Source organism: Enterobacter cloacae complex sp. P18RS, from assembly GCF_014982105.1.
In the GTDB taxonomy this organism is placed as follows: Bacteria; Pseudomonadota; Gammaproteobacteria; order Enterobacterales; family Enterobacteriaceae; genus Enterobacter; species Enterobacter hormaechei_C.
Genome location: NZ_JADCKV010000029.1, coordinates 38,352 through 48,001 on the forward strand (window position 1 = coordinate 38,352; position 9,650 = coordinate 48,001).

Consider the following 9,650-nt stretch of genomic DNA (forward strand, 5'->3'; position numbering starts at 1 on the left):
TATGCCGGTAAAGCAGCGCGAACGCCAGACGCGCACCGGTCATGAGCGGCGATGAAGCGACAGCAACTCAAGGGCATGAGCGTGGCCACTCCGGGAAGTGGCAAAGAATTTTTAGAGCCTCGCATATGCGGGGCTTTTTTATTTCCCCTCAAATTTACTGAGAGGATTCACAGCAATATGAGGGGGGCCGATGTCCGATCCATTTTCCGGCACGGGGCTGGCCGGTTTAGCTTTGACCGGAGCCAGTGTCTACGGTCTATTGACCGGAACTGACTACGGTGTAGTTTTTGGTGCATTTGCGGGCGCCGTATTTTACATAGCGACAGCGGCTGACCTGAGTGTGTTACGTCGCCTGGCATACTTCTTCGTGTCGTATATCGTCGGCATTCTTTGTTCGGGGCTGTTGGGTTCAAAACTCACATCCTGGACGGGGTACACCGAGAAGCCACTGGATGCTATCGGTGCCGTAATAGCTTCTGCGTTAGCCGTTCAAATCCTTACGTTCCTGAACAAGCAGGACATCGGCTCGCTGGTGGCGCTGATAACGCGCCGGGGAGGTTCAGGTGGTACTAAATGACCCAACAGCAACTATCAACGCGCTGCTCTGCGCCGGAGTTGTGATTACTCTGATGTTTTATCGCCGTGGTGATTCGCGGCATCGGCCATGGATTTCTCGTTTAGCCTGGCTGATTACCGTCACTTATAGCGCTGTACCGCTGGCGTACCTGTGTGGGATTTACCCGCATTCATCATGGGCCACCATTGCGGCCAATATCATATTCCTTTCAGTGCTGGTGGCCGTCAAAGGCAACGTTGCACGTCTGGTTGATCATCTGAGGCACTAATGAACCAAACACAATTTCAGAAGGCGGCTGGTATCAGCGCCGGGTTAGCTGTGCGCTGGTTTCCGCATATCGACGCCGCCATGAAGGAATACGGCATCACAGCACCGCTTGACCAGGCCATGTTTATTGCCCAGATGGGGCATGAAAGCACCAGATTTACCCGGCTGGTGGAAAACCTGAATTATGCGGCTGAAAACCTGGTACCGACGTTCGGCAGCCACCGCATCACTCCACAGCAGGCCGCCGCGCTTGGCAGAACGGCAGCGCACCCGGCTAATCAGAAAGCAATCGCTAATCTGGTATACGGTGGAGAGTGGGGTAAAGAACACCTGGGCAATCAGTTTGCCGGTGATGGCTGGAAATATCGCGGTCGCGGGCTGAAACAGGTTACCGGCCTGAGCAACTACCGCAGTTGTGGCCACGCGTTGAAACTGGATCTTGTTACCCACCCGGAGTTGCTTGAACAGGATGAATACGCCGCGCGCTCAGCCGCATGGTTCTATTCGTCCCGCGGTTGCCTGCTTCATTCCGGCGATGTTGAGCGCGTTACGCTGCTTATTAACGGTGGACGTAATGGTCTTGATAAACGCCGCGCGCTGTTTAACCTGGCGAAATCCGTTCTGGTGTGAGGTGAGTGTGGGTATCGAAACGATAATCGGGCTGGCCGCGTTGGTAATTTCCGCTATCGCTGGCGCTTTTGGCCTGGGCCATATACGCGGCACCAGCAAAGCGGAAGCGAAAGCCGACCAGCAGCGCACCGAAGATAACGCAGCGGCAACGGTCACAGCAGCCGAACGCCGGGTAGAAGCCACGAAAGAGGCCAGCAATGTACAGCAAACTGTTAACCATATGCCTGGCGACGATGTTGATCGCGAGCTGCGGGACAACTGGACCCGTAAGGGTTGAAGTAGTGGACACGGCTTGCGACTGGGTTAAACCCATCTACGGAACGGACCACGACTGGGATGTGCTGGACCGCCAGACGAAGCGCGACATCCTGGCGCATAACAAAGCGTGGCAGGCGAATTGCGATACAAAATAGAACCTCATCCATGAGGCTCTGACACAGTCTCTCCTCTGGACTTTAACCGTAGCAAAAGCGTTCATTCTTCGCTGGTGGGCTTGATAATGCCGTAGCGCTTTAAAAGCCACAACTGTATTGCCAGGCAAACGGTTTTAACGATTTGGTTGATTGCTGGCGCGATGGCAATTGCAAATGAATTATCCAAGTCTAAGAACATGTTACCTCCTGTAGAAAACGAGGCAGGCTAATTCCTGCATCCATAGTGGTCTCTAAATCCTTTCGGCGTTTGATATATAATTATTTACTTTATTAATTAATCTCTTACGGCTAGTATTTCCTTTTGCTTATGAGGGGACCGAAATGGACGCTAATGAGTTTTTTGAGAGAGTAGAGAATGCCAACCCGAAGGCGAAGTGGAATGTAACCACTAGTGATCTGGGAGTTGAACTGAGCTGGGAATGGGAAATTACTCAGGATGGTTGCAAATACCACGACTATCTAATCCCGAGTGAAGCCATGAAAGATGATGAGCTGATAAAGCGACATCTTGAAATATGCTCGAATGAGATGAATAGAAAATAACCGCCTAAGGGCGGTTTTTTATTGGAGTGAGTAATGGCAAAACCGGACTGGGGCGAGCTTCAGCAACGGTTCCTGTCCGAACATGCCGCAACCGGCGTATCACCAAAGGAATGGTGTGAAGCGCAGGGACTGAACTACGCTACCGCCCGTCGATATATCAAAAAACCTTCTGCGCAAACTGCGCAAAAATCTGCGCAGAAAAAAGTGCGCACTGCGCAGAAAGAACAAAGCGCAAATGAGCTGATGGATGATGATGGACTTACCGCTCAGCAACGCTTATTTGTTGCGGAGTACCTAAAGGATGGTAACGCCACACAAGCAGCTATCAGGGCGGGTTATAGCAAAAAATCCGCTGAACAGATCGGTTATCAACTCCTTCAGAAAACTTCAGTTGCCCAGGCTATTGCACAACAGCAGAAAGCCTCCATTGAGCGCACGCTTGGCGGTGCCGATGAAGTCCTCGCGCAGATGTGGCAGCTTGCCACCTTCGATGCAAACCAGCTATCGCAGTATCGCCGCGGCGCGTGTCGTTACTGCTGGGGCTTCGGTCACCAGTACCAGTGGCGCGATATGGTGGAATTCGAAGAGAAGCTCGCTGAGGCTGTAGCGAAAAAAGGTAAAGAGCCAAATGATAGGGGCGGCTATGGCTACGATCACACCCGAGAGCCTAACCCTGGCTGTCCGCGCTGCAACGGCGATGGTATTGGCCAGCCGTATTTCGCCGACACCCGGAAACTCTCCCCTGTTGCTGCTCTGGCTTATTCCGGTGTGAAGCTGGGAAAGAATGGCGTCGAGATAACCGCTATCAGCCGTGAGCGAATGTTTGAAGCGGTAATGAAGCGGCTCGGCCTGGCGGATAGCGAGTTCGCTCAGCGTCTCCAGCAAATCGAAATCGACCGCCGGCAGCTGGAGGTTGAGAAACTCCGCAAAGAACTGGCCGGTGATGGTGATGGTGATGAACCGACCCCAGTGCAGATCAATATCAACGTAGTGGACGCGAGGGCGGAAGATGGGGATCAGCCCGACACTTAACATTCCTCAGGCGCGTTTCCTCGCGATGCAGCACAAATTCAAAGCCTACGTTGCCGGGTTCGGTTCCGGTAAGACGTGGGTTGGTTGTGGCGGCATCTGTAAGGGGATGTGGGAGCACCCTAAAATCAACCAGGGTTATTTCGCGCCGACGTACCCGCAGATCCGTGACATCTTCTACCCGACGATTGAAGAGGTGGCTTTTGACTGGGGGCTGAGCGTCAAAATCAATGAGGGGAACAAAGAGGTTCACTTCTACGAGGGGCGACGGTACCGCGGGACAACCATCTGCCGCTCGATGGAAAAGCCTGGCTCGATAGTCGGCTTTAAAATCGGTAATGCGATGGTGGATGAACTGGACGTCATGGCGGCTGCCAAAGCGCAGCAGGCCTGGCGAAAAATCATCGCCCGTATGCGTTACAAAGTCGACGGGTTGCGTAACGGCATCGATGTAACGACTACGCCGGAGGGCTTCAAGTTCGTCTACCAGCAGTTCGTGAAGGCGGTACGTGAAAAGCCTGAGCTTTCTGCTCTGTATGGGCTGATTCAAGCCAGCACGTTCGACAACGCGAAGAACCTGCCCCCGGATTACATTCCCTCGCTGATGAACTCCTACCCGCCGGAGCTAATTAAGGCGTACCTGAGGGGGCGTTTTACAAACCTGACCAGCGGAACAATTTATCATCAGTTCGATCGCCACCTGAATAACTGTACCGATGAAGAGCAGGCCGGCGAGCCGCTCTATATCGGCATGGACTTTAACGTTGGCAAGATGGCAGCCATCGTTCACGTTCTTCGGAACGGCCAGCCCAGAGCGGTACGCGAGTTGATAAAGGTTTATGACACACCGGCCATGATTAAGCGCATTCAGGAAGAATTCTGGCGCTACGAGGGCGGACGCTACGTGTCTTCCAGGCAGATTTATATCTTTCCGGATGCCTCTGGTGATTCGCGCAAATCGAATAACGCCAGCGCTACGGATATCGCCCAGCTCAAACAGGCCGGGTTCAGCGTGGTGGTAAACGCAGCCAACCCGCCAGTGAAGGATCGCATTAACTCCATGAACGCCATGTTCTGCAATGGCAACGGCGAGCGCCGCTACAAAGTGAATGTTGCTCGCTGCCCGGTTTATACCGACAGCCTTGAGCAGCAGGTATGGGCGGCAAACGGCGAACCGGATAAATCAGCCGACAACGATCACCCAAATGATGCTGGTGGCTATTACATCGTGAAGCAATTCCCGATCATCAAGCCGACCGGAAAAGTCACTCAACTACGGATTTAACTCCATGCCTGACATCTCAACACCCAATCTGGACTATGGGAACATGGTCGAGGCGTGGGATATCAACGATGCCCTGATGGGCGGCACGCTCTATATGCGACAGCTGGGCGAGCAATATCTACCGCGCTGGCCGAAAGAAGACAAAGAGGACTACAAAAAACGCCTCGCCGTGGCCACGCTTCTGCCAGCCTACGAAGAGACCATTAAGCAAAACATCGGGCGTGTATTCGCCGAGCCCATTAAGCTTGCCGAGAATGTGCCGGATCAGCTGCGAGAGTATGCGAAAAACTTCGACCTTGAGGGGACGCGCCTGGACGTGTGGGCGCAGGCATTTTTCGGTCTGGCGATGCAGTATGGACTCTCCCACGCGCTGGTGGATTATCCCAGGGTGGACACCGAAAAGGTGAAAACCAAAGCTGAAGAGAAAGCTACCGGCGCGCGCCCCTATGTCACCATGCTTAATCCACGCCAGGTAATTGGCTGGAAGTCGAAAATGGTGGACGGCAAAGTGGTGCTGACTGCGCTGCGTATCAAAGAGGTTGTGGTCGAAGACGGCGACGACTTCGGGCAGACCAAGGTCGAGCAAATACGGTACCTGACACCTGGAAAGGTGGAAATTTACCGCAAGGCCAAAGATGCTGACGGTGCCGCGAAATGGGCGCTATTCGAGGGGTGGCAGACATCCCGCCAGGATATCACTCTGGTCACGCTCTACACCAAACGCACCGGGTTTATGTGTGGTTCACCTCCATTGCTCAACATGGCTCTGCTGAATATCAAGCACTGGCAGAGTCAAAGCGAGCAGGACAACATCCTGCACGTCGCCAGAGTGCCGTTGCTCACGGTGTTCGGGCTGGAGGAGGGGCAAGAACTTGTGATTGGCTCATCCTCTGCCACTTCATTCTCCGATCGGCAAAGGCAGGGCCTGGAATACGTCGAGCACACAGGTTCCTCCATCGGTGCCGGCAAAGAGTCGCTGGCAGAGCTGGTGGAGCAGATGCGACAGGCGGGTGCGAAGCTGCTGCGCACCGAAAACACCTCAACTAAATCGGTAGACCAGACCTCTGAAGAGAAAATGCAGGAGCAGTCACCGCTCTACACCATGGCGACAAGCCTGGAAGATGCGATCGACAATATCCTGCAAATCATGGCTGAGTACATCGGTGAAGCGGAAGGCGGCAACGTTGACGTGCGCACCGAGCTTGATGTCGAGTCGAAAGAGTTTAATCCACCAGCGGCGATGGCCATTCAGTCGCTGCGTCAAGGCGGTGACCTTCGCCGTATCGATGCAATCAAAGCCCTGCAAAAACTCAACCTTATTGATGCCGACGCGGATCCCGATGTGGTTCTGAGCGAGTTGCTTGCTGAGTCAGCATCTCTGACTGAACCGCCACCGGGCGAGGTGTGATATGGCTCGCTCGGTAAACGACAGGTTGCAGGACGAGACCATAGCTCACGGACTTTACGTGACGCGCTACGGGACGGGCGTAGCCCGACGAATGGTGGCGCTGCTTAACAGGATGGATGCTGATCTGGCTGCCCGGCTGCTGGTGCTGCTGGAGGGTAAGCGTGCCGACACCTACAGCGCGCGCCGCCTTGCATCGCTACTGGCTGGTGTGCGGGATCTAAACCAGCAGGCCTACGAACCGGTCAATGCTGCTCTGATGCGTGAACTGACGCGTTACGCTGATTATGAGACCGGGTATCAGTTTGACCTGTTCAGCAGCCTCATTCCCGGTCAGGTGCTTAAGCACGTCCCGCTGCAAAGCATTGTCCCGGAACAGGTCTATGCTGCTGCGGTGGCGCAGCCGTTCCAGGGGAGGTTGCTGAAAGAGTGGGGCAAGAAACTCGAATCGGATCGGCTGGAAAAAATTACCAGTGCCGTGCGCACCGGATTTCTTCAGGGGGAAACCGTCGAGCAAATTGTGAAGCGGGTCGCCGGCACGCCGCAACTTAAACGCCAGGACGGGGTTATCAATGCCTCACGTCGAGACCTTGCGGTAGTAACCCGCACGGCGGTGAACCATATGGCCGCTACAGCGCGCCAGGAGTTCGCCCAAGCCAACAGCGATATCGTGAAGGCGAAACAGTGGTCTTCGACTCTGGACACCCACACCAGCCAGTGGTGCATCATCCGCGACCGCAAACTCTACTCGCTCGATGGCAAGCCGCTGGGCCATGCAATCCCATATCTGCGCGGGCCCGGCAAAATTCATTTCTGCTGTCGCTCATGCGAAATTCTGATCACTAAATCGTGGGAGGAATTGCAGATAGCCTCTGGCGAACTGAGCAGCGCCACACGCGCTTCGATGGATGGACAGGTGCCATCGCATACCAGCTATGCCGAATGGCTCGTCAGGCAACCGTACGCACGGCAGGAGCAGGTGCTGGGCGTTACTCGCGCGCGGATGCTGCGTGACGGCAAAATCACCGTGCCTGAGATGTTCAATGATGCCGGGGAGTTTCTGACCCTGGACGAACTGCGCCGCGTGGATGCGTCGGCGTTTGAGGAATAGGGTATGCGTAACGAAGATTTTCACTACGTTGGAGATGGTCGTGGAAGGCGAAGGGTGTTCGTTAATGGCAATGAGATAAAGAGCTGTGTATGGGCTGATGTCAAACGTGGTATCGCCTGTATTCATCCACACCCGTTACGGATCCACAAGCGAAAGCGGGGTGAAATTTACTCCCGCAAGCTGCGCGGTCACATAACCATCGAATTTATCTAACAGGCTGCCTCCGGGCAGCTTTTTTTATGCCTGCCGCTGAGCGGATGCGACGCGGTGCCCGGGTCGGATGACCCATTACGTATGGCCGGAAGGCTGGAGCAAAAACAATGAAACTGAAACTTGATGCTAACGGAAATGTGGTCGTTGAAAACGGTATGCCTGTGTACATCCATGATGATGGCAAAGAGATCCCGTTTGATGCGGTCGCAGCGATGACCAAAATCACCTCCCTGAATGGTGAGGCGAAAACTCACCGTGAAGCGAAGGAAGCGGCGGAAGCCAACCTCGCGAAATTCTCTGGCATCAGTGACCCGGCCAAGGCGCTCGAAGCCCTGGAGATGATGACCAAAATCGACCAGAAGAAGCTGATCGATGCTGGCGCTGTCGACCAGGTAAAAGCTGAGATCACCAAGGTCTTCCAGCAGCAGCTGGACGAAGCGAACGGAAAAACTCAGCAACTGGAAAGCCAACTGTACGACGAGATGATTGGCGGGCGCTTCGGTGGCTCCAAATTCATCTCCGAGAAGATGGCGATCCCGAGCGAGTTCGTGCGTTCGTACTTCGGGCAGAACTTCAAAATCGAAGACGGCAAGGTAGTGGCTTACGACGGCCAGGGCAATAAGGTGTTCTCCCGCACCAAACCCGGCGAGCTGGCCAGCTTCGATGAAGCGCTGGAATCTCTGGTCGAGTCGCACCCGCAGAAAGACTACATCCTCAAAGCGTCCGGCAACAGCGGCGGTGGTTCTCACCAGTCGCAGCATCAGGCTGGGCAGAAAACCATGAAACGCGCTGCTTTTGACGCCCTGCCACCAGCTGAACAACAGGCTGCGATTGGCGGCGGCACGAGCATCGTTGATTAATCGAAAGGAAAAATAAATGTCCAACACTTTGACTGGCCTGATCCCGACCATCTACACGGCACTGAACCGCGTATCCCGTGAGCAGGTGGGCTTTATCCCGGCGGTGGCCCGTAACGCTAAAGCCGATGCCGCGGCCAAAGACCAAACCGTGACCGCACCGGTAGCACCAAAAACCACCACCGTTGATATCACTCCGGCGGCAACCGCGCCAAACGGCGGTGATCAGAACATTGGTACCGTGGACGTGAAAATCACCAAATCCAAAATGGCCCCGGTCAAATGGAATGGTGAAGAGCAGCTTGCCATCGGACCATCAGGCACTTATGACGTTGTCCTGGCTGACCAGTTTTCTCAGGCGTTCCGCGCACTGAGCAACGAAATGGATGCTGACCTGGCATCGCTGGCTTATAAGTCTTCCCGCGCTGTTGGTGCTCCAAAAGATACACCGTTCAGTGTCAAAGACGACCTGTCTGATGCGGCGAACGCTCGTCAGGTGCTGACTGATAACGGCGCACCAACCACTGACCTGCGCATGGTACTGGGCGGCGAAGCGATGGCGTCAATCCGTGGTAAACAGTCCGTACTGTTCAAAGCGAACGAAGCCGGTACCGATCAGCTGCTGCGTGAAGGCATCATTGGTCGTGTGATGGGCTTTAACCTGCACGAATCCGCCAACATCAAGCGCACCGCGAAAAGCACGGCGGCGGGCTATAAGGTCAATGGCGAGAAGAAAGAGGGCGACATCATTATTGCTATCTCTGCTGGTACTGGCGGTATTGCTGCCGGGACCGCAGTGAAGTTCGATGGCGATGACAACCAGTACATGGTCGTAGCGGCAACCTCTTCGACTATCACCATCGGCGCACCTGGCCTGCGTCAGGATCTGGCAGATCAGGCGACTGTCACTGTGCTGAGCGAGTTCGTGCCAAACGTTGCCTTTGACCGTAACGCATTCCTGCTGGCTTGCCGTACCCCGGCCATGCCAAAAGGCGGCGATACCGCTGATGACGTGATGAACGTAACCGATCCGGTCTCTGGTATTACCTTCCAGATCGCGCTGTACCGCCAGTACCGTCAGGTGCGTTACGAGGTTGGTGTGGCGTGGGGTGTGGCCTCCGTTCAGCCTGAACATTCCACCATCATCATGGGTTAACCCAGGGGGCTTCGGCCCCTTTGTATTTCAGGAGGCCCGATGGCCGGATTAACAAAAGAGCAGCGCGCGCAGCGTGAAGCGGAAAAGCTTGCAGCTCAGCAGGCCGCTGATAATAACCCTGCCCAGCAGGAACAGCAGCAGGA

General features: G+C 54.9%; 14 protein-coding genes. 13 read left to right on the forward strand and 1 reads right to left on the reverse strand.

Going from position 1 to position 9,650, the window contains the following annotated elements; genetic code table 11:
- Positions 1-190: 190 nt before the first annotated feature.
- From INF61_RS20385 to INF61_RS23045, 5 genes are read left to right on the forward strand one after another with little or no spacing between them, the layout of a single operon-like run.
- Positions 191-577, forward strand: coding sequence for a phage holin family protein (locus INF61_RS20385; RefSeq protein WP_015570936.1), 387 nt, complete (start codon positions 191-193; stop codon positions 575-577).
- On the forward strand, positions 564-845 hold the full coding sequence (locus tag INF61_RS20390) for a phage holin family protein (RefSeq protein ID WP_022651286.1): 282 nt from the start codon (positions 564-566) through the stop codon (positions 843-845). The genes INF61_RS20385 and INF61_RS20390 overlap by 14 nt, the downstream gene beginning before the upstream one ends.
- The gene (locus INF61_RS20395; RefSeq protein WP_193548063.1) at positions 845-1,474 is read left to right on the forward strand and encodes a glycoside hydrolase family 19 protein; all 630 of its coding nucleotides are present in this window, start codon (positions 845-847) and stop codon (positions 1,472-1,474) included. The genes INF61_RS20390 and INF61_RS20395 overlap by 1 nt, the downstream gene beginning before the upstream one ends.
- 7 nt (positions 1,475-1,481) lie before the next feature.
- Positions 1,482-1,751 (forward strand): hypothetical protein, encoded by a 270-nt coding sequence (locus INF61_RS20400; RefSeq protein ID WP_023296246.1) that lies wholly within the window; start codon positions 1,482-1,484, stop codon positions 1,749-1,751.
- Between the two features lie 4 nt (positions 1,752-1,755).
- The gene (locus tag INF61_RS23045) at positions 1,756-1,887 is read left to right on the forward strand and encodes a hypothetical protein (RefSeq protein WP_255510130.1); all 132 of its coding nucleotides are present in this window, start codon (positions 1,756-1,758) and stop codon (positions 1,885-1,887) included.
- Between the two features lie 61 nt (positions 1,888-1,948).
- On the opposite strand, the gene INF61_RS20410 is transcribed toward INF61_RS23045, so the two are convergent.
- A complete protein-coding gene (locus INF61_RS20410; RefSeq protein WP_193548065.1) occupies positions 1,949-2,086 on the reverse strand; it encodes a hypothetical protein in 138 nt (45 codons plus the stop codon).
- A gap of 143 nt (positions 2,087-2,229) precedes the next feature.
- On the opposite strand from INF61_RS20410, the gene INF61_RS20415 reads away from it, so the two are divergent.
- The 8 genes from INF61_RS20415 (at position 2,230) to INF61_RS20450 (ending at position 9,507) form a co-directional block, all read left to right on the forward strand.
- Positions 2,230-2,451: a hypothetical protein gene (locus INF61_RS20415; protein WP_193548066.1), complete on the forward strand. Its 222-nt coding sequence runs from the start codon at positions 2,230-2,232 to the stop codon at positions 2,449-2,451.
- Between the two features lie 33 nt (positions 2,452-2,484).
- Entirely contained in the window at positions 2,485-3,483 is a 999-nt protein-coding gene (locus tag INF61_RS20420; protein WP_193548067.1) for a terminase small subunit, read from the forward strand.
- Positions 3,461-4,765 (forward strand): terminase large subunit domain-containing protein, encoded by a 1,305-nt coding sequence (locus INF61_RS20425; protein WP_193548068.1) that lies wholly within the window; start codon positions 3,461-3,463, stop codon positions 4,763-4,765. The genes INF61_RS20420 and INF61_RS20425 overlap by 23 nt, the downstream gene beginning before the upstream one ends.
- Positions 4,766-4,769: 4 nt before the next feature.
- On the forward strand, positions 4,770-6,173 hold the full coding sequence (locus INF61_RS20430) for a DUF4055 domain-containing protein (RefSeq protein ID WP_193548069.1): 1,404 nt from the start codon (positions 4,770-4,772) through the stop codon (positions 6,171-6,173).
- A gap of 1 nt (position 6,174) precedes the next feature.
- Positions 6,175-7,281 carry a phage minor head protein gene (locus INF61_RS20435; RefSeq protein WP_193548070.1) on the forward strand — a complete coding sequence of 369 codons (1,107 nt, stop codon included), beginning with the start codon at positions 6,175-6,177 and terminating at the stop codon, positions 7,279-7,281.
- A 3-nt stretch (positions 7,282-7,284) separates the two neighbouring features.
- Positions 7,285-7,494 carry a hypothetical protein gene (locus INF61_RS20440; protein WP_063862894.1) on the forward strand — a complete coding sequence of 70 codons (210 nt, stop codon included), beginning with the start codon at positions 7,285-7,287 and terminating at the stop codon, positions 7,492-7,494.
- Positions 7,495-7,601: 107 nt separating this feature from the next.
- Positions 7,602-8,354 (forward strand): DUF6651 domain-containing protein, encoded by a 753-nt coding sequence (locus INF61_RS20445; protein WP_044704667.1) that lies wholly within the window; start codon positions 7,602-7,604, stop codon positions 8,352-8,354.
- Between the two features lie 16 nt (positions 8,355-8,370).
- Positions 8,371-9,507 carry a P22 phage major capsid protein family protein gene (locus tag INF61_RS20450; RefSeq protein WP_193548071.1) on the forward strand — a complete coding sequence of 379 codons (1,137 nt, stop codon included), beginning with the start codon at positions 8,371-8,373 and terminating at the stop codon, positions 9,505-9,507.
- The last annotated feature ends 143 nt before the right edge of the window (positions 9,508-9,650 follow it).

Bases quoted from the DNA above. Each gene is read 5' to 3' on its own strand.
- INF61_RS20385 (WP_015570936.1), top strand. From the start codon at position 191: ATGTCCGATCCATTTTCCGGCACGGGGCTGGCCGGTTTAGCTTTGACC.
- INF61_RS20395 (WP_193548063.1), top strand. From the start codon at position 845: ATGAACCAAACACAATTTCAGAAGGCGGCTGGTATCAGCGCCGGGTTA.
- INF61_RS20410 (WP_193548065.1), bottom strand. From the start codon at position 2,086: ATGTTCTTAGACTTGGATAATTCATTTGCAATTGCCATCGCGCCAGCA.
- INF61_RS20415 (WP_193548066.1), top strand. From the start codon at position 2,230: ATGGACGCTAATGAGTTTTTTGAGAGAGTAGAGAATGCCAACCCGAAG.
- INF61_RS20420 (WP_193548067.1), top strand. From the start codon at position 2,485: ATGGCAAAACCGGACTGGGGCGAGCTTCAGCAACGGTTCCTGTCCGAA.
- INF61_RS20425 (WP_193548068.1), top strand. From the start codon at position 3,461: ATGGGGATCAGCCCGACACTTAACATTCCTCAGGCGCGTTTCCTCGCG.
- INF61_RS20430 (WP_193548069.1), top strand. From the start codon at position 4,770: ATGCCTGACATCTCAACACCCAATCTGGACTATGGGAACATGGTCGAG.
- INF61_RS20435 (WP_193548070.1), top strand. From the start codon at position 6,175: ATGGCTCGCTCGGTAAACGACAGGTTGCAGGACGAGACCATAGCTCAC.
- INF61_RS20440 (WP_063862894.1), top strand. From the start codon at position 7,285: ATGCGTAACGAAGATTTTCACTACGTTGGAGATGGTCGTGGAAGGCGA.
- INF61_RS20445 (WP_044704667.1), top strand. From the start codon at position 7,602: ATGAAACTGAAACTTGATGCTAACGGAAATGTGGTCGTTGAAAACGGT.
- INF61_RS20450 (WP_193548071.1), top strand. From the start codon at position 8,371: ATGTCCAACACTTTGACTGGCCTGATCCCGACCATCTACACGGCACTG.